General features: G+C 34.7%; 19 protein-coding genes and 1 tRNA gene. 16 read left to right on the top strand and 4 right to left on the bottom strand.

Annotated features, from left to right (window positions below):
* Window positions 1–73 precede the first annotated feature (73 nt).
* The 12 genes from KO515_RS05425 (at window position 74) to KO515_RS05370 (ending at window position 19606) form a co-directional block, all read left to right on the top strand.
* Window positions 74–1435, top strand: a complete 1362-nt coding sequence (locus KO515_RS05425; protein ID WP_215935353.1) for a glucoamylase family protein — start codon at window positions 74–76, stop codon at window positions 1433–1435.
* 3 nt (window positions 1436–1438) lie between these two features.
* Entirely contained in the window at window positions 1439–2812 is a 1374-nt protein-coding gene (locus tag KO515_RS05420; protein WP_215935352.1) for a glucoamylase family protein, read from the top strand.
* Between the two features lie 17 nt (window positions 2813–2829).
* Window positions 2830–3633 carry a prolyl oligopeptidase family serine peptidase gene (locus KO515_RS05415; RefSeq protein WP_215935351.1) on the top strand — a complete coding sequence of 268 codons (804 nt, stop codon included), beginning with the start codon at window positions 2830–2832 and terminating at the stop codon, window positions 3631–3633.
* Window positions 3634–3637: 4 nt separating this feature from the next.
* Window positions 3638–5977 (top strand): beta-glucosidase BglX, encoded by a 2340-nt coding sequence (bglX, locus tag KO515_RS05410; RefSeq protein WP_215935350.1) that lies wholly within the window; start codon window positions 3638–3640, stop codon window positions 5975–5977.
* Between the two features lie 4 nt (window positions 5978–5981).
* On the top strand, window positions 5982–8204 hold the full coding sequence (gene bglX, locus KO515_RS05405; RefSeq protein WP_252723785.1) for a beta-glucosidase BglX: 2223 nt from the start codon (window positions 5982–5984) through the stop codon (window positions 8202–8204).
* 11 nt (window positions 8205–8215) lie between these two features.
* The gene (locus tag KO515_RS05400) at window positions 8216–10828 is read left to right on the top strand and encodes a glycoside hydrolase family 2 TIM barrel-domain containing protein (RefSeq protein ID WP_215935349.1); all 2613 of its coding nucleotides are present in this window, start codon (window positions 8216–8218) and stop codon (window positions 10826–10828) included.
* Entirely contained in the window at window positions 10829–11716 is an 888-nt protein-coding gene (locus tag KO515_RS05395; RefSeq protein ID WP_215935348.1) for an alpha/beta hydrolase, read from the top strand. It begins immediately after the preceding gene.
* Window positions 11716–13407, top strand: a complete 1692-nt coding sequence (locus KO515_RS05390; protein WP_215935347.1) for a sulfatase family protein — start codon at window positions 11716–11718, stop codon at window positions 13405–13407. Before KO515_RS05395 ends, KO515_RS05390 begins: the two co-directional genes overlap by 1 nt.
* A 3-nt stretch (window positions 13408–13410) precedes the next feature.
* Window positions 13411–15258 carry a family 43 glycosylhydrolase gene (locus KO515_RS05385; protein WP_215935346.1) on the top strand — a complete coding sequence of 616 codons (1848 nt, stop codon included), beginning with the start codon at window positions 13411–13413 and terminating at the stop codon, window positions 15256–15258.
* 76 nt (window positions 15259–15334) lie between these two features.
* A complete protein-coding gene (locus tag KO515_RS05380) occupies window positions 15335–17101 on the top strand; it encodes a DUF4886 domain-containing protein (protein WP_215935345.1) in 1767 nt (588 codons plus the stop codon).
* Between the two features lie 324 nt (window positions 17102–17425).
* The gene (locus KO515_RS05375) at window positions 17426–18181 is read left to right on the top strand and encodes an endonuclease/exonuclease/phosphatase family protein (RefSeq protein ID WP_252723784.1); all 756 of its coding nucleotides are present in this window, start codon (window positions 17426–17428) and stop codon (window positions 18179–18181) included.
* Between the two features lie 48 nt (window positions 18182–18229).
* Window positions 18230–19606 carry a sugar porter family MFS transporter gene (locus KO515_RS05370; protein ID WP_215935343.1) on the top strand — a complete coding sequence of 459 codons (1377 nt, stop codon included), beginning with the start codon at window positions 18230–18232 and terminating at the stop codon, window positions 19604–19606.
* A 109-nt stretch (window positions 19607–19715) separates the two neighbouring features.
* On the opposite strand, the gene KO515_RS05365 is transcribed toward KO515_RS05370, so the two are convergent.
* From KO515_RS05365 to KO515_RS05350, 4 genes are all read right to left on the bottom strand, one after another.
* Entirely contained in the window at window positions 19716–20552 is an 837-nt protein-coding gene (locus KO515_RS05365; RefSeq protein WP_215935342.1) for a universal stress protein, read from the bottom strand.
* A 64-nt stretch (window positions 20553–20616) separates the two neighbouring features.
* Window positions 20617–21447 carry a universal stress protein gene (locus KO515_RS05360; RefSeq protein ID WP_215935341.1) on the bottom strand — a complete coding sequence of 277 codons (831 nt, stop codon included), beginning with the start codon at window positions 21445–21447 and terminating at the stop codon, window positions 20617–20619.
* Window positions 21448–21501: 54 nt separating this feature from the next.
* Window positions 21502–22350 (bottom strand): universal stress protein, encoded by an 849-nt coding sequence (locus tag KO515_RS05355; protein WP_215935340.1) that lies wholly within the window; start codon window positions 22348–22350, stop codon window positions 21502–21504.
* 143 nt (window positions 22351–22493) lie between these two features.
* Window positions 22494–22569, bottom strand: a tRNA-Phe gene (locus tag KO515_RS05350).
* A gap of 103 nt (window positions 22570–22672) precedes the next feature.
* Between KO515_RS05350 and KO515_RS05345 the strand changes: the two genes are divergently transcribed.
* From KO515_RS05345 to lptC, 4 genes are read left to right on the top strand one after another with little or no spacing between them, the layout of a single operon-like run.
* Window positions 22673–23401, top strand: coding sequence for a type III pantothenate kinase (locus tag KO515_RS05345; RefSeq protein ID WP_215935339.1), 729 nt, complete (start codon window positions 22673–22675; stop codon window positions 23399–23401).
* Window positions 23401–24723: a hypothetical protein gene (locus KO515_RS05340; protein ID WP_215935338.1), complete on the top strand. Its 1323-nt coding sequence runs from the start codon at window positions 23401–23403 to the stop codon at window positions 24721–24723. The genes KO515_RS05345 and KO515_RS05340 overlap by 1 nt, the downstream gene beginning before the upstream one ends.
* A gap of 53 nt (window positions 24724–24776) precedes the next feature.
* Window positions 24777–26117 (top strand): tetratricopeptide repeat protein, encoded by a 1341-nt coding sequence (locus KO515_RS05335; protein ID WP_252723783.1) that lies wholly within the window; start codon window positions 24777–24779, stop codon window positions 26115–26117.
* Entirely contained in the window at window positions 26118–26684 is a 567-nt protein-coding gene (lptC, locus tag KO515_RS05330; RefSeq protein ID WP_215935336.1) for an LPS export ABC transporter periplasmic protein LptC, read from the top strand.
* Window positions 26685–26699: the final 15 nt, after the last annotated feature.

Below are 26699 nucleotides of genomic sequence, written 5' to 3'. Positions count from 1 at the left end.
ATTATTTGAATTAGTCTTTAATTTAACTGCATCTAGAACATATTAGGTGCAGTTAAATTTATAAAAATTACACATGAAATTATCGGCATCGTATATTACCATTTTTATCATGGCCTTGTCTATTTTTGCCTGTAAACAAGGTGGAAAGCAACTGCCAAAGGAGGTGTTTCAACCTGAGGTTGAACGTACTGAAAATAGTCTTTTAGACACCATTCAGTACCAAACAATCAATTACTTTTGGGAAGGAGCGGAGCCTAATTCTGGCTTAGCTAGGGAGCGTTTGCATTTGGATGATGAGTACGCCTTATCACCAAAACAAACCGTTACAATTGGTGGTAGTGGATTTGGTTTGATGGCAATTATAGTGGGTGTTGAAAGAGGGTTTATTAATAAGGAAGAGGCTTTAAATAGGTTTCTTAAAAATGTAGATTTTCTTGAAAAAGCTGATCGTTTTCACGGTGCTTGGCCGCATTGGTTAGATGGTGAAACAGGTAAAGTGCTTGCTTTTAGTAAAAAAGACGATGGCGGAGATTTGGTAGAAACCGCATTTCTAATACAAGGCTTGCTAACGGTTGCTGAATATTTTAATGGTGATACCGAAAAAGAAAGGCAATTAGTGGCTAAAATTGATGCGCTTTGGAAAAGTGTGGAATGGGATTGGTATACTAAAGACGGTGAAGACGTTTTATATTGGCATTGGTCACCTAATTATGGTTGGGATATGAATTTCCCAATTGGTGGTTATAATGAGTGCTTAATTATGTATGTCCTAGCAGCGGCCTCACCAACGCATCCAATTAGTAAATCGGTTTACGAAAAAGGTTGGGCAAGAAATGGTAAAATTGTATCTGATCAAAAATATTATGGGGAAGAGCTTGTGCTCAATTATTATGAGCATAACAATCATTCTGTTGGACCCTTATTTTGGGCACATTATTCATATTTAGGGTTGAATCCAAATGGGTTAACTGATCAATATGCAGACTATTGGAAATTGACTCAGAATCAGGCTAAAATACACTATAAGTACGCTGTCGATAATCCAAAGCATTATAAAGGATATGGAGATAGTCTATGGGGGTTAACATCAAGCTATTCCGTTAAAGGTTACCATGGTCATAGGCCAGAAAGTGATGTCGGAGTGATATCTCCAACAGCGGCACTATCGTCTTTTCCATATACTCCAAAAGAGAGTATGAATGTTTTAGAAAATATTTATAAAAATCATGATAGCTTAGTGGGAAAGTATGGACCCTATGACGCTTTTAGTTTTGAAGCTAATTGGTATACGCCACGCTATTTGGCTATCGATCAAGGACCAATTCCTGTAATGATAGAGAATTATAGAACAGGTTTGTTGTGGGATATATTTATGAAAAATAAAAATGTACAAACAGGCTTAGATAAGTTAGGCTTTAAATATAAAAAGAATTAAAGTATGAGATTGTTTAGTCTTTTCTTAGTCGCATTTATTTGTTTGAGCTGTGGTACGGATAATGGTGGTTCTAATTATCAAGAGCCTATTGAACCAGAGGATCCAGCAGATGACAATCCGGTTATCATCCCTTCATTAACGGATGAAGAATTATTAGACTTAACCCAACAAAAAACTTTTAAATATTTTTGGGATTTCGCAGAGTTTAATTCGGGTGGAGCTAGAGAGCGTTACCATCCTAATGACCCTTCAAACAGTCAAAATGTTGTCACCACTGGTGGAAGTGGATTTGGGCTCATGGCAATTTTGGTAGGTATAGAACGCGGTTATGTTTCAAGAACTGTAGCTATTACTAGATTGAGTAAAATTTTAGATTTTTTTGAAGGTGCAGATCGATTTCATGGTGCATGGCCTCATTGGATAGATGGAGCAAGCGGAAACGTTATTCCATTCAGTGATCAGGACAATGGAGGTGATTTAGTTGAAACCGCACTTTTTGCACAAGGTTTAATTTGTGTAAAAGAATATTTTAAAAATGGTACTACAGATGAAGCGGCGCTAGCAACTCAAGCAGATGAATTATGGAAAGGTGTAGAATGGAACTGGTATACACAAAACCAAGATGCCTTGTATTGGCATTGGAGTCCAGATAATGGTTTTTCAATCAACTTAGAACTTAAAGGATACAATGAAACATTAATAGCGTTTATCCTTGGTGCAGCTTCGCCGGACTTCCCTATTCCGGCAGAAGTGTACCATCAAGGTTGGGCTAATAATGGTAACATTGTTTCAACTGAAAGTCAATATGGTATTCCGCTTATATTAGATCATGCTGGTTCTGGTACTGGTCCATTATTTTGGGCGCATTATTCATTCTTAGGATTAAATCCTACAAACCTTTCTGACCAATATGCTAATTATTGGGATCTCAATGTAAATCACACTAATATTAATTATCAACACTGTGTGAGCAATCCATATAATTATGCTGATTATGGTGAGAATTGTTGGGGTTTAACGGCAAGTTACAGTCGAAATTCAGATGGATCAACTGGGTATTCAGCGCACAGTCCAGAAAATGATTTAGGTGTTATTTCACCAACAGCAGCAATTAGTTCTATTCCTTATACACCGGAGAAATCATTAGCAGCAATGCATTATTTCTACAGTAAAGAAGATATTTTATTCGGAACAGCTGGTTTTTACGATGCATTTAGTCCACAGTATAATGATTGGGTGACTGAACAATATTTAGCTATCGACCAAGGACCAGAAATTATTATGATCGAAAATTATAGATCTGGTTTGTTCTGGAATCTTTTTATGCAAAATGAAGACATTCAAAATGGTTTGGATGCATTAGGATTTACATATTAATATATAAACAATTAAACATGAAACATCAGTTTTTAATTTTGGTCTTTAGTGTTGTCGCTTTGAGTTCATGTGCCGTAAAAGCACAACAGCAAACAGAGCCTTCAAAAGAGTTGTTTTCATATGAGTATCATATTGAAAATGGAGACACCCTCAATTACAGAATGCTTTTACCTAAGAATTTTGATGAGTCAAAAACATATCCAGTAGTACTAATGCTTCATGGAGCGGGAGAACGTGGCAATGACAATAAAAAACAACTGGCTCATGGGAGTCAATTATTTTTAAACGAAACGACGAGAGATTCACTTCCTGCTATTGTGATATTTCCACAATGTCCTAGAAAAGATTATTGGTCTAAGTTAGAAGCAGACCGCTCAACAAAACCTATTACATTTAATTATAAGTATAAAGATGCACCAACAACTGCAATGGCATTAGTGATGGATTTGATGGATGAGTTGGTTGCTCAACCTTACGTGAAAGCAGATCAAGTGTACGCTATGGGATTATCCATGGGAGGCATGGGAACTTTTGAAATCATTTACCGTAAACCCGAAATGTTTGCTGCGGCAATTCCAATTTGTGGAGGTGGTAATCCAGAATCTGTAACGGCTTATGCTCAAACGATTCCATTATGGATTTTACACGGAGCAAAAGATGATGTAGTTGATCCTAAATTATCTTTAAATATGGCATCTGCAATAATCAGTGCAGGTGGCTTTCCTAAATTGACCTTATACGACTTTGCAAACCATAACAGCTGGGATCCAGCTTTTGCAGAACCAGAACTTTTAAATTGGCTTTTTTCAAAAACAAAATAATACAATGACTAAACGATTTTCCACTAAACTAATAGCACTTTTTTTAATCGCTTTCACTTTTTCAAGTTGTAATTCAAATTCGGATGCAATAAAGACAACTGCTGACACTAATAATCCATTTGAAGCTCAAGTAGATTCTATTTTGGGTCTTATGACTTTAGATGAAAAAATAGGCCAGCTTAATCTTCCCGTTTCAGGTGACATCACAACAGGTTTAGGTACAAGTTCTGATGTTGGTAAAAAAATCCAAGATGGTTTAGTTGGAGGTATGTTCAACATAAAATCTGTTGAAAAAATTAGAGCAGTCCAAAAGATTGCTGTGGAAGAAAGCCGATTAAAAATCCCTCTACTTTTTGGAATGGATGTTATTCATGGTTACGAAACCACATTCCCAATTCCATTAGGTTTATCATCGACTTGGGATATGGAACTTATCGAAAAAACCGCACGTATGGCGGCAACAGAAGCTAGTGCGGATGGTATTAACTGGACGTTTTCTCCAATGGTAGACATTTCACGTGATCCTCGTTGGGGACGGGTTTCTGAAGGTAATGGTGAAGATCCGTATTTAGGAAGTCGTATTGCAGAAGCGATGGTAAAAGGGTATCAACAAGATGATTTAAGTCAAAATAATACGTTGATGGCATGCGTAAAACATTTTGCTTTATATGGAGCTTCAGAAGCTGGTCGTGATTATAACACGGTCGATATGAGTAAAATTAGAATGTATAATGAATATTTAGAGCCTTACAAAGCGGCTATTGATGCAGGTGTGGGTTCGGTAATGGCATCTTTTAATGAAATTGATGGCGTACCAGCAACAGGAAACAAGTGGTTACTTACGGATTTATTGCGTGATGATTGGGGTTTTAATGGTTTCGTGGTAACGGATTATACAGGCATCTATGAAATGATGGCACACGGAGTGGGTAATGAAGAAGAAGTTGTGGCGCAGGCTTTAAATGCAGGTATTGATATGGATATGGCAGGTGATTCTCCTTCTGTGACTGCTGCTTTTGTGAAATCGTTAAACGGTGCAATAGATAAAGGTATGGTAAAAATTGAAGATATAGATATTGCTGTAAAACGTATGTTAACCGCAAAATATCAATTAGGCTTGTTCGATGATCCTTATAAATATTTGGATAGCGACAGAGCAAAAAACGAAGTGTTTACGGATGAAAATAGAGCTTTTGCAAGAAAAGTAGGTGCAGAGTCAACAGTCTTATTGAAGAATGAAAATAATCTTTTACCATTAAAAAAGGAAGGTACGATTGCTCTAATCGGACCTCTAGGGAATAATGCCGTAAATATGGCTGGGACCTGGAGTGTCGCAACGCAACAGGATAAATCAAATCCATTTTTTGAAGGTTTAAAAACCGTAGTTGGCGATAAAGCCAATGTGCTTTATGCGAAAGGAAGTAATGTAGACTATGATTTAGAACTCGAACAAAAGGCAACCATGTTTGGTAAAACCATTCCAAGAGATGGTAGAACAGATAAGCAATTATTAGATGAAGCGTTAAGTATCGCGAATAAAGCAGATGTCATCATTGCTGCCATTGGAGAATCAGCAGAATTTAGTGGCGAGAGTAGTAGTAGAACAGAAATAGGAATTCCTCAAGTTCAAAAAGATTTATTAAATGCGTTACTTAAAACCGGAAAACCTGTAGTGTTGGTTTTATTTACTGGAAGACCTTTAGAGTTGGTTGAGGAAAATGAAAACGTACCAGCCATACTTAATGTTTGGTTTCCTGGAAGTGAAGCAGGTTTAGCCATTTCAGATGTGTTGTTTGGAGATGTAAATCCATCAGGAAAATTAACAGCGACTTTTCCTAGAAGTGTTGGGCAAATTCCAATTTTTTACAATCATAAAAATACAGGACGACCGTTGATGAATGAAGAAGGCCGTTTTGAAAAATTCAAAAGTAATTATATCGATGAGCGTAACGAGCCATTATATCCTTTTGGTTACGGGTTAAGTTATACAACATTTGAATATTCAAATCTAAACTTGAATACAAACTCAATTAACATGGATGGCTCCGTAGAGGTTTCTGTTGAGGTGACCAATTCTGGTGATTATGATGGGAAGGAAGTGGTTCAACTTTACATTAGAGATGTTGTTGGTTCAGTAACTAGACCTTTAAAAGAATTAAAAGGCTTTCAGAAAGTAGAAATTAATAAAGGAGACACTAAAACCGTAACCTTCACTATATCGGTTGACGACTTAAAATTTTATAATTCAGATTTAGATTTTGTAGCAGAACCAGGAAAATTCCACGTGTTTGTAGGTACAGATTCTACAACCAAGATGATGGCTGAATTTGAATTGACAAAATAAAAGCATGATGAAGTTAAGATTTCTATACATAATTCTATGTGGTACGCTTAGTAGTGGTTTTTCTCAAAACTACGAAGCTAAAGTCGATTCTTTAATGAATCTAATGACCCTTCAGGAAAAGATAGGACAAACCGTTATGTATAGTGGTCATTGGGATCAAACCGGACCAATTGTTGGTTCAGATAATGGGAAATATATTCGAGAAGGGAATATGGGAGCGATGTTAAACGCCATGTCTGTAAAAGGCACGCGCGACTTACAAACAATTGCTGTCGAAGAATCTCGTTTGGGTATTCCATTATTATTTGGTTACGATGTCATCCATGGTCATCGTACTATTTTTCCTATAAACTTAGGCTTATCGGCAAGTTGGGATTTAAAAATGGTTGAAGAAAGTTCGCGTATTGCAGCCGAAGAAGCGTCGGCAGAAGGTATTCACTGGACATTTGCACCAATGATTGATGTGTCTAGAGAACCGCGTTGGGGACGAATTTCTGAAGGTGCTGGTGAAGATGTCTACCTAAATAACGAAATGGGTAAAGCTTATGTGTATGGATTTCAAGGAGACGATTTATCACAACCCAACACCATTTTAGCTTGTGCTAAACATTATGTGGCTTATGGAGCAGCACAAGCCGGACGCGATTATCACACGACTAATATGGGAGAAGGTGAATTGCGAAATGTGTATTTACCGCCTTTTAAAGCTGCTGTAGATGCTGGAGTAGAAACGTTTATGTCGGCTTTTAACGAACTCAATGGAGTGCCAACATCTGGTAATAAATTCACGTTAAGAGATATTCTTAGAGACGAATGGAAATTTGATGGCTTCGTGGTTTCAGATTATACCTCAATTAATGAAATGATTCAGCATGGCTTTGCTAAAGATAGTATTGATGCGGCTAGAATTGGTATGAATGCTGGTGTAGATATGGATATGGTAGGCCATGTTTATCGTTTACATCTTAAAACATTAGTTGAAGAGGGCAAAGTTTCCGAAGCGTATATAAATGATGCTTGTAAACGAATTTTACTAGCTAAATATAAGTTGGGATTGTTTGATGACCCTTACCGTTACATTGATGAAGAACGGGAAGCTAATACAGCATTGAAACCAGAATTTTTAGCGAAAGCAAGAGAAATTGCTGCAGCTTCGTCGGTGCTGTTGCAAAATAGAAACAATGCTTTGCCACTTTCTAAAAACACTAAAAAGATAGCTTTTATTGGGCCTTTGGTAAAAGATGAAGCCGATATTATTGGTAATTGGGCTGCAAAAGGAGACCGTGGAGGTACAGCTGTTAGTATTTACGAAGGTATTTCGGAATACTTAAAAACCAACCAAATTTTATATGCAAAAGGCTGTGATATTTTAAACGATGATGAATCTGGTTTTGAGGAAGCGATTTCTATATCTCAACAAGCTGATGAGATTGTTTTAGTCATGGGAGAGGATCATCACATGAGTGGGGAAGCAGCATCACGAACAGACCTAAAAATTCCAGGAATTCAGCCGAAGCTGATCAAAAAAATACGAGAAGCGAATCCTAATAAGAAAATTACTTTGGTTGTAATGAACGGTCGTCCGTTGAATTTATCAGAAGAGGTAAATTTAGTAGACGCCATTTTAGAAGTTTGGTTTCCGGGAACTATGGGAGGAGCTGCAACAGCAGATTTATTATTCGGAACCGTAAATCCTTCAGGGAAACTAACGGTAACATTTCCTAGAAATGTAGGTCAGGTGCCCATTTATTACAACATGAAAAACACGGGACGTCCAATTCCTGAAAACAATCCTAAAGAAGATTATAAAAGTAATTATATCGATGTGGCCAACACTCCTCTATTTGCTTTTGGACATGGTTTAAGTTATACGGAATTTAAATATTCGGATTTGAAGTTGTCTTCAGAAAACCTGACGTTTTCAAATACCATTGAAGCGCGTGTGACGATTACAAACACAGGAGATACTGATGGTTTTGAAATTGTACAACTTTATATTCATGATAAAGTAGGAAGTGTTACACGACCAGTAAGAGAATTGAAAGGCTTTCAGAAAATATTTCTAAAAAAAGGAGAGTCTAAAACAGTAACGTTTACGATTTCAGCAGAAGACCTAAAATTTTATAATAGTGACATGATTTACGGTGTGGAGACTGGTGAATTTGAAATTGCCATCGCACCAAGTTCTGATTTTAAATTTAAGCACACTTTTAACCTAAATGATTAATAGCAAGTAGTATGCCGCGCCGAATAACATATAAAATTTTACTATTTTACATCGTATTGGGTGTGGCTTTTTTATGCGAAACTAATGGTCAGACAACTACCATAAATTCTGGTTGGCAATTCTCAGAAGATAAAACGACTTGGCAAACGGTAAACATTCCACACACTTGGAACCAAGATGATGCCTTTGATGATGAACCGGGTTACCGAAGAGGTTTGGGGTATTATCAAAAACAGGTTTTTATAAGCTCAGACGCAAAAGAGAATAGCCATTATTTAAAGTTTAATGCCGTAAACCAAGAAGCAACGGTCTTTATTAATGGTCAGGAAATAGGAAATCATAAAGGAGGTTACACAGCGTTCAATTTCAATATATCTGAATTCATAAATTATGATGCTTATAATGTAATTGAGGTTACGGTTGATAATTCGCATAATGTGGATATTCCACCTTTAGATGCCGACTTCACCTTTTACGGAGGTATTTATCGCGATGTGGAATTAATAACCTTACCAAAACAACATTTTAGTTTAGAGGATTTTGCGTCTGATGGTTTTTACATCAATTATCCAAGGGTTTCCGAAGAACAGGCGCAAATTGAAGTGACGGCAATTCTAAACAATATGGCTTCAATAAAAGAAAAAACAGAATTACAATTTACGCTTTTAGATGCTGAAGGTCGTATTGTAAATTCACATACAGAAAAGCTTAAACTTCAAGCTGAAAGGTCTGAAGAATTCAAAATACAACTACCTGAAGTTAAGAGTCCAAAATTATGGTCGCCTGAAAATCCTTATTTATATCAGCTTAAACTAGTTCTTCAAGATAAGGATGGAAAAATTTTAGATTCAAAAACAACGAATATTGGATTTCGTTGGGTGTCTGTCGATCCTGATAAAGGCTTTTATTTAAATGGAAAACCTATTAAATTAATTGGAGTTAACCGTCATCAAGATTATGAAGGTTATGGAAACGCTGTACCCATAGCACTTCAGAAAAAGGATATTGAACTGATTAAAGACATGGGGTCAAACGTCATTCGTTTTGCACATTATCCGCATGCTCGCGAGTTATATGATTTATGTGATCAACTCGGTATTTTGGTTTGGACGGAAATTCCAGTGATAAATATAGTTACTGATTCTGAAGCGTACTTCGAGACGAGTACAAACATGCAAAAGGAACATATTAAACAATATTATAATTTTCCTTCTGTTGTGATGTTTGGCTATATGAATGAGATTTTTATTCGATTGGTATTTAATAATAAACTAACAGATCAAGAACGTCAAGATTTAAAAAAAGCATCTGTGAAACTAGCGACACAACTCGAAGATGTAACTAGAGAATTAGCACCAAACCATATCACAGTAATGGCAGGTCATCTTAATGATGTATATAACGAAACTGGGATTGCAGATTTACCAATGATTTTTGGGTGGAACTTATACTTTGGTTGGTATGATAAGGATATTCCAGATTTGGGAATTTTTCTGGATGAGCAACACAAGCACTATCCAAAGCGGTCTATGCTATTGTCCGAATATGGCCCTGGAGCAGATGTTAGGATCTTTACAAAAACACCGAAGAAGTTCGATTTTTCAACGGATTACCAAGCTAAATTACATCAGTCGTATTATAAACAAATTACCGAACGTCCGTACATGACGGGAATGACGGCATGGAATTATGCAGATTTTGGTTCAGAGTTTAGAGGAGATGCTATTCCTCATGTTAATCAAAAAGGTTTGGTGCAATACAACAGAACACCAAAGGATATTTATTATTGGTACAAATCAGTTTTAAATGATGAACAACCATTTGTTCATATTGCAACTGATTTTTTAAAGGGTTTAACGCTGTTTGAAGATGACTCGTATGCCATTCAAATAGTTTCAAATCAAGAAGAAGGAATTGTTTATTTAAATGGCAAAAAGCAAGCCGATGTACGGTTTGAAAATGGGGTAGTAACGGTCGAGATGCCTTTTATAAATGGTATAAACCATATTAAACTGGTTTCAGAAACGATTTCAGAAGAGAAAACAGTTAAGGTTTTAAAACTAGACGCTTTAGATTTTAAAAATTTTAAGCGTTTCGGAATTAATATCGGTGCTCATTTTTATTTTAATGATGAAGAAAGGGATATCACATTTGCACCAGATCAAGCCTACAAAAATGGCTGGTATGGATATTTAGATGGCACGCCTTATGGAATGACCACAGATAAAAATCAAGGTTTGCCTCATGATATTAAAAACTCGACTTCAGAACCTTTGTTTCAAACGCTATTAGAAGGCTGTACGGCCTATAAAGTTGATATTCCTGATGGAAATTATAAAGTGGATTTGTTTTTTGTTGAACCGCAAATTAAGTCTATCGAAAACATTTATAATTTGTCAAATCGTAAAGAAGATTCAAACCAAAAAAAGCGTGTGATTGATGTGCTTATTAATAATAACGCAATAGAGAAGCAATTCAATCTAGCAATAGCATATCCGCAAAAATATGGAGTGACTTTAACGTCGGAAGTTGAAATTAAAAACGATAAAGGTTTAACTATTTCGCTACAACCTATTGAAGGGCGACCTGTAATTAGTGGCGTTTTAATTGAAAAAATTAATTAAATGAAAAAGATAACAATTTTACTAGTTTTATTGATTACATCTGGGCTTTCTGCTCAAAACATGGAAACCTATATCTATTCCATAAAAGGACAAGATACCTTGCGACTCGATGTGTTTACTCCAAAAAACATTAAAAAATCCGATTCGCTTCCGGTATTACTTTGGATGCATGGCGGTGGATTTTCTGGAAGTCATCGTGCATTTCCAAATGATCAGAATTTGGTTAAATACGCAGCAAATGAACAAAACTACATAGGTGTTTCTATTAGCTATCGTTTGTTACGAAAAAATACGGCTACAGGTTTTGGGTGTGATTGCACTAAAGACGATAAAATGGAAACCTTTAAACAAGCGGCAATCGATTATTTAGATGCAGCAAAATTTTTGGTAGAAAATGCCAAATCTTTACATATTGATGTTTCTAAAATTATAGCTGGTGGGAGTAGTGCTGGAGCAGAGGGCATACTAAATGCAGTCTTTATGAAGGATTATTTTGTGGCCGATAAAGATGCTTATAATAATGTGAAATTTGCCGGTCTATTTTCTTGTGCAGGTGCAGTGGTTGATGCGAGATATATTACTGCAGAAAATACCATTCCAGCCGTTTTATATCACGGAACAGATGATAAATTAGTGCCTTATGGAACGGCATCGCATCATTTTTGTGACCCTAAAAGAGACGGTTATTTTGTGCTAGACGGTTCTAAAATTATAAGCGAAAAGCTTCAGGAATTTGAGACATCTTACTATTTCAATAGTGTCAAAGGAGGTGGTCATGAAGTTGCTCGAATTCCTATTGAGGAAATGGACAAAATCTTTAACTTTTTTGAACGAACTGTGATCAATGATGAGGTGGTTCAAACTAAAATTATAAAAACTGCAGAGTAATGAAATATGTAGCTGTAATCATATTGAGTCTTTTAATGTTGCAATCTTGTAAAGAAGACTCTAAAAAGCCTGAAGTGGTAAAGCCAGTAAAACGACCAAATATCGTTTATATCATGGCAGATGACCATGCGGAACAAGCGATTAGTGCTTATGGTCACCCGATTAGTAAATTGGCACCAACACCAAATATTGATCGTATTGCTACAGAAGGCGCGTTATTCAAAAATAATTTTTGTACCAATTCTATTTGCGGACCGAGTCGCGCTGTGGTTCTGACGGGTAAATTCAGCCATGTTAACGGATTTAGAATGAATGGAAACAAGTTTGACGGCAGTCAGCAAACCTTTCCTAAACTATTGCAAAAAGCAGGTTACAATACCGCAGTTATTGGGAAATGGCATTTAGAAGGATTGCCAGAAGGCTTCGATTATTGGAAGATTCTTACAGATCAAGGTAATTATTACAATCCAGATTTTATTGCTGTTAATGCAACTACAAAAAATGCAGATACGTCAAGAGTTCAAGGTTATGCCACAGATATTATTACACAAGATGGTATTGCGTATCTTAATTCGGTTAAGGATAGTGACCAACCATTTATGTTAATGTTACAACACAAGGCGCCTCATAGAAATTGGATGCCAGCACTGCGACATGCTAACAAATTTGATGCTGTCGAATTTCCATTACCAGACACTTATTTTACGGCGCATGACGGGTCTTTAGCATCCCAAAAACAGCTTCAAACTATTTATAAAGATATGTATGAAGGTCACGATTTAAAACTGACGACTTCTAAAGGCAGTTCAGAGTTAGCTTGGAATCCTTGGAAGTCGGATTTTGAACGCATGACTGCAGAACAGCGCAAAGCTTGGGATAGTGCCTATCAAGACAAAAATGATGCTTTTCATGATGCACAGCTTTCAGGAAAAGATTTAGCGAACTATAAAGGACAACGCTATTTGCAAGACTATCTAGCTACAATAGCCTCAATGGATGAAGGCATTGGTGAGGTTTTAGATTATTTAGAAGCCAATGGATTAGCAGAAAATACCATTGTAGTGTATACAACAGATCAAGGTTTTTATTTGGGTGAAAAAGGTTGGTTTGATAAACGTTATATGTATGAAGAGTCGCTGGCGATGCCATTAGTTATTAAATATCCTGGAGTTATAAAACCAGGAACTGTTATTGAAGACTTAACTCAGAATCTCGATTTTGCAGAAACCTTCTTAGATTATGCCAATGCTGAAATTCCGGAAGATATGCAAGGTAAATCACTTCGTCCATTATTAGAACAGACGTTTGATGGAGATGATTTTAGAGATGCAGTTTATTATCATTATTACGATTATCCAGCCTTTCATATGGTAAAAAAACATTACGGAATTCGAACGAAGCGCTATAAGTTAATCCATTTTTATGATGATATTGATACTTGGGAATTATACGATTTAGAGGAAGATCCTAAGGAAATTCATAATCAAATTGATAATTCAGATTATGACGCCATTGAAACGGAGTTAAGATCACGACTTAAAGAACTTCAGGAAGAATACCAGGTTAAAGAAAATGAATTTAAGCAAGCTCCAAAAGAAAGTGTAGAAAGCGCTTTTAAACAGTTTGAAAGGTTAAGGGGAGAAACAGGAACATCGTACAATCCCCAAACAGATACAGACACTAAATTATAACTCATGAAAAATATACTTTTTTTCTTCATAATAGCAGCACTGTTTTCTTGTAAAGACAATAACAATAAGCAAGTAGATCAATCAGCTAATACTAAGAGCAAAGGAGAGATTAAAAAAGGCTATGATACCTACATCAATCCCTTAGATATAGATTATACGTATATGGTTTACAATTCAAGCCAAAATAAGTCGTACCGATCTGGTGCGGACCCTACGGTTATAGAATTTAAGGGAGAATACTATATGTTTGTCACACGTTCATTTGGGTATTGGCATTCTACAGATCTAACAAACTGGAATTTTATTAAGCCACAACAATGGTTTTTTGAAGGTAGTAATGCACCTACAGCTTTCAATTATAAGGATTCATTGGTGTACTTTGCTGGAGATCCAGCAGGTTATGGCAGTATTCTTTACACTGATGATCCTAAAAGCGGAAAATGGACACCAAGTGCATCGATATCTACTAACATTCAGGATTCAGAATTATTTATAGATGATGATGGTGAAACCTATTTATATTGGGGTTCTTCTAATGTGCATCCACTTCGAGTTAAAATGCTTAATAAAGATGATCGCTTTCTAGAAACAGGTGTTAAAAAAGAACTGATCAACCTTGTTGAAGAGGAGCATGGATGGGAACGTTTTGGGGAAAACAACTTTCACCCCACATTAAAGGAAGGGTATATGGAAGGTGCCTCCATGACCAAACATAATGGGAAATATTATTTACAATATGCAGCACCTGGTACACAATTTAATGTGTACGCCGATGGTGTTTATATTGGAGATACGCCACTTGGTCCTTTTGAATATATGAAAAGTAATCCGATGAGTTTTAAACCAGGAGGGTTTACAAATGGAGCAGGACATGGTATAACCGTAAAACAAATCAATGGGCAATATTGGCATGTGGCCACTATGGCATTGGCATCGAATGCACAGTGGGAACGACGTTTGTGTATGTTTCCAACTTATTTTGATGAGGAAGGTTTGATGTATACGAATACAGCTTATGGGGATTATCCACGTTATGGATCTAGTCACCCAACAAAAGCAGGACAGCATAATGGTTGGATGTTGCTGTCTTATAAAGGCGATGTTAAAGTATCGTCATCGTTAAAGCAAATTATGAAATTTACAACAGGTGATGATGCTGTAGAGGTAAAAGAATTACCTATAGAATTAAACGAAGAGGGGCAAATAAAGTCAAAGGTATTAACGGATGAAAATCCTAAAACCTTTTGGGTTGCAGAAGCCAATAATGATAAACAATGGTTAACTATTGAAATGCAAAATACTGGACATATCCATGCGTTTCAATTAAATTTTCATGACCACGATTCTGGAATCTACACACGTACCGAAGGCTTAAAGCATCAATTCACAATTGAAGTATCCGAAGATGGAGAAAATTGGCAAACTGTAGTCGATAGAAGTTCTAGTGAAAAAGACACACCTAATGCTTACATCGTATTAGATGAACCTATAAAGGCAAAATATGTGCGTTACAACAATATCAAAGTCCCAGGTGCCAATTTTGCAATGTCTGAAGTAAGAGTGTTTGGTTTAGGATTAGGTGCAAAGCCAGATAATGTTTCTGGATTTAAAGTGAAACGAGAAGAAGATCCCAGAGATGCCTCATTTTCTTGGGACGCTGTTGAAGGAGCTCAAGGGTATAATATACGTTGGGGAATTGCACAAGATAAGCTCTACCAGTCTTGGCAAGTCTACGATAAAACGGAGCATTTGATGCGTTGTTTAGATCGTGATACTCCTTATTATTTTACTATTGAAGCGTATAATGAAAACGGAATTTCTGAACCGAGTGATGTGATTTTTGTTGAGTAATTATGTCGCAAATTTTAACCAAATCGTAAACAATGATTTCTATTTAAAACTAAATATTAACTAAATAACTATAATTATGAAAAATCGAACCACCAACAAATTTATGAAGTTGCTGCAAATTAGTTTTTGTATGCTCTTATTAATCAATTTAAATTCTTGTACTAAAGAGGATGATATTACACCTTTAGGAAGCGAGGATACCTTAAATGTAGAATCTGAAGCTATATTGCCAGATGGTATAACGTTGATGTCAGGTTGCGAATATTCGATAACACCAGAGTTTGATAGCGTTATTTTTCCAGCTAGGAGCTATACTTGGTCGGCAGAACCTGCTGCCTTGGTTGATTTTACAGTAAATCCTTTGACTTATGCGATAACAGTTCAAACAATCTCAGAAGGTACAGTAACCTTGAGTTTAAATTCCGATGATGGTGAAGTTTCATCTTCTGTTGAGATTCTAATTGATGATGAAAGTGATGGTATTATAAAAATCTTGGCTATTGGTAATAGTTTTTCAGAAGATGCCTTGGAAGCTTATTTTTGGGGGCTAGCCAATGCAGAAGGTAAGCAAGTTGTTGTTGGTAATATGTATATCGGTTCTGCAAATTTAGATACACATGCTTCAAATGCAACAAGTAATTCTAGCAGTTATAGTTACAGAAAAATTGCTTTAGACGGCACTCGTACGGTCACTTCAAGTGTTTCGATTTCTGACGCTGTAGCGGACGAAAATTGGGATTATATCAGTTTTCAACAAGCGAGTTATGAATCTGGACTTTTTGATACATTTATAAATCCACTTCCAACGTTATATAACAATATAAAGAATCAAAACCCTAATCCATGTACAAAATATATCTTACATAAAACGTGGGCATATGCTCAAAACTCAACCCATTCTGGTTTTGCAAGTTATAATAATGATCAAATGACAATGTTCAACGGAATTATAGAAGCTTACAGTCAAGCTGAAAACCTAATCCCTACAGATATGGTGATCCCTGCAGCCACTGCGATTCAAAATGGAAGAACTAGTTTTCTAGGTGATGGTTTTACTCGTGATGGCTATCACTTAAACGATTTAGGACAATACACAGCATCATGTACTTGGTATGAAATGGTGTTTGGTGAATCTGTAATTGGAAATACGTATGAGCCAGAAGGCATATTAGATTATTATAAAGAGTTGGCACAACATGCAGCACACGAAGCCGTATTAAGTCCTAATGAAATTACAGTTTTAACCGATTATGAAACCGCAGGAGGTAATGGTATTATTTCTGAATCTGTATTTATCAATTTCTCTAGCTCAGATAATCCTGAGGGATGGAACGCATACTCAAGCTTTTTAGAAGGGGCTGGAATAGCAAATATTTTATATCCAAATGGTGGATTTACCGGTATTGCAGCTACTACAACTGCAAGATTTAGAGGGATAAATAATACCTCTGGTGCCGGCTCTACAACAACAGATTTAAATATGTCTGATGCCGTATCACAATCTAATTTTTATTCTCATGCTTTAGATTGGGGTTCAAATCCAGCATTAGAAGAAAGTGTGATAGAATTCACAGGTTTTGAATCTAATGATACATATACATTTTGTTTCTTCGGTTCAAGAAATGGTGTGAGTGATAATAGAGATACTAAATATACTCTTGTAGGCGCAACTGAACAATCGGCTAATTTAGATGCTGCAAATAATGCAACAAACACAATTTGTATTTCTAATGTACAAGCAGATGCAGATGGTAAGATTGTTTTAAAGGTTTCGGCAGGAGATTCTAATGATAATAGTACTCTGTTTTATTATATCAATGCAATGAAAATAACGCCACAATAGTCATTCATTATGGTATAGGTCTCTTTATTTATGCGGTTTCGTTCTATTCGGTTTTAGGATTCGAACGAAAGTGAAATTATAAGAATAGCTGGTATTTAAAGGGACTTATGTTTTATTTTCAAGGCTGAAATGTGAGTGTTATTTGTTGGCGTTGAAGATGCTTTCACGATTGCTGCAAGACTTGTAATATCGCAGAATATTGTGAAAATGGAGTTGTCAAAAAAAGTGTAGTTAAATATGTGGAATAAACGTTATAGTATGAAGTATCTATTGATAATCTGTTTTGCTTTTTCTAGCCTTTGTTTTGCTCAAGATTTTTCTGTTATGAGCTATAACATTAAGTTAGATTATCCTAAGGAAGGAGACAATAGTTGGACGAATAGAAAGTCGTTTTTTATCAACCAACTTAAGTTTTATGAACCTGATGTTTTGGGAGTTCAAGAAGCAATGCCAAAGCAAATGAAAGATATAGATAGTCTTTTAGTAGATTATAGTTATGTTGGAGTTGGTCGTGATGACGGAAAAGATGCTGGTGAATATTCAGCACTATTTTACAAAACAGATAAATTCAATATTATAAAGTCGGGTACGTTTTGGCTATCTGATACGCCTGAGGAGGTGTCCATGGGTTGGGATGCGGTTTGTAATAGAGTTTGTACTTATGCGTTATTTGAAGATAAGGTTTCTGGCAAACTATTCTGGACATTCAATACCCATTTTGATCATGTAGGTAAATTAGCTCGGAAAAATAGTGCAACCTTAATTATTAATAAAATTGAGCAACTCAATCAGGAGGAATATCCGGTAATTTTAACAGGTGACTTTAATATGGAGCCTAATCACGATAGTGTAAAATATATAAAATCGAAGTTGAAAGATTCCAAAGAGATTGCAAAACTTACTTTTGGTCCGGAAGGGACGTTTAACGGTTTTCATTTTAACAGACCTGTGACTAGACGTATAGATTTTGCTTTTGTTAGTGAAACTATAGACGTGGCAAAATACGCTGTATTAAGTGATAATTGGAATTTGCATTATCCCTCTGACCATTTACCAATTTTAATTACATTGCGCTTTTAAATGCTAAAATAAACAAAGACTCTAAACTAATATTAAATAAATTTAAAAATGAAAAAAGGTGTTTTCTTATTATTAATTGCAGCCGTTTCCGCTTTAGGAGGTTTGCTTTTTGGATATGATACAGGTGTTATCAATGGTGCGCAATTTTATCTTACTGAACATTTTGGTTTAAGTGATGCCTTAAAAGGATGGGTTGTAGGGAGTGCACTTTTAGGGTGTCTTGTGGGTGCAATTGTAGCTGCACCATTAAGTATTTTAATAGGTCGAAAATGGTCACTTATAATTTCCGCAATTTTCTTTACCATTTCAGCTTATGGATCAGGTTTACCAGAATTGTTCCCACAAACGGTTAGTATGCTAGTTGTTTTTAGAATTATTGGTGGTTTAGGAATTGGAGTAGCATCTATGAATGCTCCCATGTACATAGCTGAAATCGCACCTTCAAACATTAGAGGACGTATGGTGACCTATTACCAATTGGCTATTGTCATTGGCTTTTTTGTCGTGTTTTTAGCCACCTATTTTATAGGTAATGATTTAAGTGTTGAAGAGAATATCGAATTTGGATGGAGACGGATGTTTTGGTCAGAATTAGTGCCAAGTATTCTATTTTTAATCTTGTTATTTATTGTTCCTAAAAGTCCGAGATGGTTGGCTTTAAAAGGTAAAGATGCAGATGCTTTGGCTGTTTTACAGAAAATTAATGGAGATGAAGTCGCTGCAAAAGAAATGGTTCAAATTAAAGAATCTTTAAATGAAACCAATGACGGTGTTAAAGTAAGTTATTTTTCTAAAGCGATATTAGTTATAGTTGCTATTGGTACAGTGCTTTCTATGTTGCAACAATTTACAGGGATTAATGCTGTATTGTATTATGGTGCAGATATTTTTGAAAAAGCGCTAGGTTTTGGAAAAGAAGATGTGCTTGCACAACAAATTTTATTAGCTTTTGTAAATTTAGTATTTACTTTCGTGGCCATGTTCACAGTCGATAAATTTGGTAGAAAACCGCTGCTTTATATTGGATCTGCAGGAATGATTATTGGATTCTTGCTTTTAGGAATTACATTACAACTAGAAAGTGTAGGCGTTTTGTCGTTAATAGGAGTATTATTATTTATAGCATCTTTCGCTTTATCTATGGGACCAGTAGTATGGGTTTTATTATCAGAGATGTTCCCAAACAAAATACGAAGTGTTGCCATGTCTGTGGCAGTGGCTGCTCAATGGGCTGCGAATTATGTTGTATCACAATCCTTCCCTATTGTAATGGGTAGTGAAACTAATAATAGTGCACCATGGAATGGATCACTACCTTATTATATTTTTATAGCCTTTATTTTGATTATTGTTTTCGTTACCTATAAGTTTATTCCGGAGACAAAAGGTAAAACACTTGAAGAGATTGAAGGATTTTGGAAGTAAGTAAAATTCTAAATTTTAAATAATAAAAAACCCGACTCATTTGAATCGGGTTTTTTGATGCTTAAATTTTAAAAAAATAAGAGTATTACATGGTTATAAAAAATAAGTATTATTTAAATTCAGGAATTACCAAAAATGGAATTATGGTATGAAATCCTATTTTTTGAATGACCGGCTCTTTTAAGAAATTTTCAATAAAGCTGTGTTCATAATTTATCATTGCTAGAATATTAATATCATTATCATTAATATAATCAGTGATAGTTTGTTCTTTAGTTCCAAAATTTGGCTTCCAATCAACGCAACTAGGACAATCTTCTAAGTAGGCTTTTAGCATTGCTAAATTATAGTTTTGCTTTTCACTTAAATTCTCTTTTACATTAATATGAAGCACTCTTATTTTAGAATTATGCAATTGCGTTAATTGTAATAATGGCTGTAATTCATCTCCGTAAAATCTATTAAAATCTGTAGGAAAAGCAATTTTTTCTGGCTTAACAAAGTCGTAACCGTCTGGTATAACTAAGACAGGACAGAGTCTTATCTTAATAATGATATTGACTGTGTTGCTACCAAAAATAAATTCTTTAGCACCAGAGGCACCTCTAGTACCCATTACCACTAAATTTATATTAAATTCTTTAATGGTGTTTTCAATCGTTTTTAATAGTGACTCTGTGCTGTATACAGTTTCAAATTTGTGCCCTGGATTAGTGCTTTCTGAGGCTATTTTATCTTTTAAATCTATAAGATGCTGCTTAGCTTCTTCTTTTTTTATATCTATAAATTTTGAAGTGATATATGTTCTAGATGTTTCGTTTGCAAAAGACCATGTATGTAAAAAGTAAAAAGTACAAGGCTCATTGGCATAAAGTTTTAGTGTGTACTTTATGGCAGTCATGGCGTTATCTGAGAAATCGGTGGGTAGTAATATATGCTGTCTCATAATATATGTATTATCCTATAAGTGCAAAATTAAATTAAGACGTCTTTATATTAAATGATTTATATCATTTTTGTGGTATAACTAAAAAAGGAATGTTAGGGTGAAACCCTAAGGTCTTTATTACAGGTTCTTTAATTATACTTTCAATAAAACTATGTTGGTAATTCACCATGACTAAAATATTGATATGAAATTCTTCATTAAAATCTTGAATAGCTTTTGCTTTTCTATCAGATTTTGGCATCCAATGATAACTAGGGTTGTGATTTTCTAAAGCGACTTCAAGTGTGTCTAAATTTTCTTTTTGAGTTTCTGAGAGCTTATCTTCAGTATTAATATGAACTACTTTAATATTAGAATTGTTGAGTTCTGCTAACAGTATTAAAGGTTGTAATTCATCTCCGTAAACACGATTAAAATCTGTAGGAAACGCTATTCGTTCTGGTGTAACAAAGTCATAATCATTTGGGACCACCAAAACCGGACATTTTTTTACATGTGTAATGACGTTTACGGTATTATTTCCAAAAATTATATCATTTGCTTTTGTTTCTCCTCTGGAGCCAATGACTATTAGGTCTATTTTAGTTTTTTCTACGATGGCTTCAATTGAATCTTGTAAATCGTTAGTGCTTAATATAACTTCGAATGTATGATTCTCATTTGCATAATCCGTCGTCACTTTTGCCTTCAAATGGTCTAATTCTCGTCTTGCATTTTCAGCCAAAACTTGAATAAGCTTATTAGATATATTAGACATTCGGGAAATTTTCATTCGAGAAGAATGCAATAAGTGAAATGTACATGGCTCTTTTTCGTACAATTTAATAGCATATATAGCGGCACTTAAGGCATTATCTGAAAAGTCGGTAGGTAAAAGAATATTTTTTGACATAATTTTCTTTTTGTATTTTGATTGATTACTCTGTTTTTTAGTGTGGTGTTATAATTATTTCCGAGTAGCATTCTGAAATGCTAAAAGGGGAATCTCCAAACCTAGACTCACTTTGTCTAGTGTAGATGGAAAAAGCATGTCTTCTAAGAATGAATGTTGCGTGTTTATCATAGTAATCATTTTTATTTGATTGTCTTTGATGTAATTGGTGATGGTGTTCTCAATATTTTTGCTGTTTATAACTGTAAATCTGACGTTGTTCGAAGCTAATGTGTCTTTTATAAATGATTGATTGTCCTCTTGTCTTATAGATAATTTTGGACTGGTACTAATATAAACAACATCGATGTCACTTCGGTATGATGTAGCTAAAATGGATAGTAATTTTAATTCACGTCGTTTATAAGGCATGAGGTAATTTGTGGGAAATATAATTTTCTTTGGCTGCGTATTGGTATAATTTTCGGGAATAGCTAAAACGGGACAGTCTACATATTTTAAAACTTGAAAGGTTTGACTTCCAAACACAATATTTCTAGCATTAGATTTTCCTTTAGTACCCATAACAATTAAATCTATGTTATGATCATCTGCTATAGCGTTAGCTTCTTCTACAAGCGTATTATAAGCAGAAATACTATGATAAGTATATCTAGGGTTTGGTGCTATTTGTTGTAATTCAGTTAGTAATTTATCCAGATTATTTTGAGACTCTGTTTTTACTTTGTCTAAAACGGTTTCAAAAACGTCACGAGACACCAACTCATCATGGTCGTAAAACTCATTTCTGTAAGCATGCATCACAATAAATTTGACCTGCTGATATTTAAAAAACTCTAACGCATATTTAATAGCATTTTTAGAATTTTTAGAGAAATCTGTTGGTAATAGTATGGTTAACATGTTTTTAAGTTTTGCTGTGCAATGTAAATTTATAGACTTAATATATTTTAAACTATGACAAAAATCAGTAGTGATGTTAAAAGGAGGAGTTTGCATTAAACTGTAAAACCAAAAAACCCGATTCATCTGAATCGGGTTTTTGATGGTGGTGCCTCCAGGAATCGAACCAGGGACACAAGGATTTTCAGTCCTTTGCTCTACCAACTGAGCTAAGGCACCAATTGCTTAATTAAGCGGGTGCAAATATAGTAGCATTTTTATTATTCACAAAAAGAATTTGATAAAATTTGATTTTATAAATTTGCAGTATATAAAAATACTTATGAATCTTATTGTAGATGTGGGGAATACGTATGTTAAGTTTGCGGTTTTTAATAACGCAGATTTAATTTATAAATTGAGTTTTAAACTTAATACGTTTGAAAAACAGTATAAAATTGTTAAAAAAGACTTTCCGAAACTGAAAAAAGCCATCATTTCATCAGTTGGTCACTTAACTAAAGAGCAGGTAGAGCTCATTAAAAATGATTTAAACACTTTAGTGTTGAGTTCAGATTTAAACTTTCCGTTTAAAAATGATTATCAAACACCCAAGACTTTAGGTGTAGATCGCATAGCTTTGGTGTGTGCTTCAGTTAATCATTTTCCAAATACTAACACATTAATCATTGATGCTGGTACATGTATAACATATGATTTTGTTACTAAAGAGAATCATTATCGCGGAGGAGCTATATCACCAGGATTAAGATTGCGGTACGTAGCCTTAAATAATTTAACCGCAAATCTTCCCTTGTTGGAGACTAAACTGCCTGATAATGTAATTGGTGACACAACAGAATCATCAATTCATTCTGGTGTGGTTTATGGTGCAATAAAAGAAATTGACGGAATAATAGATCAATATTTAAAAGATAACTTAGATTTAACAGTTATTTTAACAGGAGGAGATGCCAAATTTTTGTCAAACCAATTAAAAAATAGCATATTTGCGAATTCAAATTTTCTTTTGGACGGTTTGAATTTCATTCTAGAATATAATTCAAAATAATGATAAAACGATTTATTGTAATCTGTATTACAATTATAGGTTCTGCAGCTTTTGCACAACAAGGTACTAGTTCTCCATATTCATTTTATGGCATTGGAAGTCTTAAGTTTAAAGGTACTGTAGAGAACCAAAGTATGGGAGGAATTGGTGTTTACTTAGATAGTATTCATTTTAATTTAAAAAACCCAGCATCTTATGCCGGGAACCCTTTAGAAGGGCCATACTTCAATGGTGAAAGTAGACCTGTGAAGTTCACGGTTGCTGGAACCATGACCAGTACAACGTTAAAAAGCAATTCGGGAGAAGAAACTGCAGGTAGTGCGATATTTGATTATTTAGCAGTGTCAGTACCTATTGGTAAATTTGGTGTAGGCTTTGGATTACTACCATTTACGTCTGTAGGATATGGACTAGATGATATTAATGATGACGGTAATATTGTAAATCGTTACGGTGGAGAAGGTGGTTTAAATAGAGTTTTTGCTGGATTTGGTTATCAAATTACAGAAAAGCTAAGTTTTGGTATGGACTTTAATTATAACTTTGGGAATATTCAAAATGATGCGCTCGAAGTACAATATACTTCAGATGGTGATATTGTACAATATCAAACTCGAGAATATAACAGATCTGATTTAAGTGGTTTAAACTTAAATTTTGGGTTGAATTACAAAACTATGGTTAGTGATAAGTTAGAGTTATCTGCAACCGCAACTTTTGCACCAGGAAGTAAGCTTAATTCTAATAATGAAAGAGAATATGCAACCGTAACTGTGGATGCAACTACGCTTGAAACTACGGCGACCTCTAGTACTATCGAATTCGATCTCGAAGCGGTAAATCTTAAAAATACAAAATTAACATTGCCAGCTACGGTCTCGTTTGGTATTGGTTTAGGAGATCCAAAATCATGGTTTGTGGGAACAGAATATACGTTTCAAAACTCTAGTGATTTTTCTAATCCAATTTTTTCAAATCAAATATCTTCGTTTGAAAATTCATCAAAAATAGCTGTTGGAGGGTTCTATATTCCAGATTACAATGCGTTCTCAGGCTACTATAATCGTATCGTTTACAGAGCAGGAGTGCATTTTGAAAATACTGGTTTAGTTATAAAAGATGAATCAATTAATGAGTTTGGCATATCTTTTGGTCTAGGTTTACCAGTTGGGAATCGCAGCATCTTCTCTAATGCGAATTTAGGCTTAGAATTTGGAAAACGAGGAACAACTAATCAAAACTTAATTCAAGAGAATTTTATAAATTTTAATTTAAGTTTATCTTTAAACTCTAGATGGTTTGAACAAAGAAAGTATAACTAACAAATTTAACTAAAATGAAGACGAGAATTACAATACTATTTTTAACACTGATTATGAGTGTTAACCTAGGATTTGCTCAAGAGGATAATCAAGAAGAATGCATGAACAATCTATCAATCTTTGATAGTTACGTGAAAAGCAAAAAATACGATGATGCTTATGGTCCTTGGAAAATTGTTAGAGAAAAGTGCCCTAAATTTAATAGAGCAATTTATGTGCATGGTGAGAAGATTTTAAAACATAAAATAGAAAACTCTACGGGAGCGGAACAAGTAGCGCATATTAATGATTTATTAGCGTTATATGATGAAAGTAGAGTGCATTTTGAATCAAGATATCCTCTTGGTGAAATTTTAGAAGATAAAGCTAATTTAACCTATAAGTATAGAAAAGAGTTAGGTAAGACCAATCAGCAAATTTATGATATGTTTGACGAAGCTTATACTAAAGATGTTGAAAATTTTGATAGTGCAATTGGGCTTTATACTTATTTTTCTCTTGCTGTAGATATATATGATGCAGGTGCTCAGACTCCAGATGATGCACAATATTTATTTGATAAGTATGATGATGTAAGTGAAATTATTGAAGGGTTAATTGCTGGTTATACTGTTAATTTAAACAAATATGCAGAGAAAGAAGAAGCCGGTGGGACTTTAACTAAAAAAGAATTAAGTAGAAAGAGTAGCTATGAATCTAATATTGAGGTTTTTGAAACTAAGATTATTGGAAGTATGGATACAAAGCTAGGTAAAAGAGCTAATTGTGAAGTCTTAGTGCCATTATATCAAAAAGATTTTGAAGAGAACAAGAACAATGGAGAGTGGTTGCAACGTGCTATGAATAGAATGTATGCTAAAGAATGTAAGGAAGATCCGTTATTCTTAAAATTAGTTCAACAAAAGAATACTATTGAGCCAAATGCAGATACGGCTTACTACCTTTATATCTTAACAGGTGAGCAAAAATATATAGATCAAACTATTGCTTTATCAACAGATCCTTTAAAAAAGGCGAAGTTATATAAAGGTTTGGCTAATGAACTTAAATCTAAAGGAAGTTACGGAAAGGCGAGACAATATTATATGGAAGCTTTAAAATTGAATCCTTCAGATGGCTCACCACATTTATCTATTGCAGGTATGTATGCAAATAGTGCAAATAGTTGTGGAGACACTAACTTTAACAAAAGAGCTGTATTTTGGTTAGCAGCACTTGAAGCTGAAAAGGCAGGACGAGTAGATGGTCGTTTAAAACAAAGAGCAGCGCAATATGCAGCTAATTATAGAGCTAAAGCACCTTCAAAAACAGAAATATTTAACTGTACATGTGCAGGTGAAGTTATTCAAATTGGATGTTGGATAGGACGTTCAGTAACGGTACCAAAGAATTAATTGAAAATAAATAATTCACATATCATAAAAAACCTAGTCACAGCAATTGTTGTGACTTTGTTTTTTTCTTGTAATAACGACTTCAACGAAGTTCAAAAGGTTGGTATTCTGCAAAATCAACCTATTGGTGAAGCTGAGAATATTGATTTAAAATATACCGAATTTAAAGCGGATACTGTAATGTTAGTTGCCAACTTGTTAAGTCCTAAAATGCTAGATTACTCTAATCGAAATTTTGCGTTTAATGAATTTCCAAATGGAGTGGTGCTTTATGTTTATGATGATAAAAAGAACAAAACAACTATAACGTCTGACTACGCTATTGTCTATTCAGAAACGGATATAATTGATTTGCGAGGCAATGTGCAAATAGCAACTCATCAAAATGACACGTTATTAACGGAACAATTATATTACAATCAAAAGTTGGAATGGCTGTTTACTAACGAACCTTGGTTGTTTAAGCGGGCTATTGGGCCACTACACGGTATAGGTTTTGATTCGGATAAAGAATTTAAGAACTTTAAGATGTTGGAAATGGGAGGTGAAATAGAACTCGATAATTAACTATCTTTGCCACAT

This window comes from Winogradskyella psychrotolerans (genome assembly GCF_018860545.1).
Taxonomy (GTDB): Bacteria; Bacteroidota; Bacteroidia; order Flavobacteriales; family Flavobacteriaceae; genus Winogradskyella; species Winogradskyella psychrotolerans_A.
This window is presented reverse-complemented; position numbering and strand designations above follow the sequence as displayed.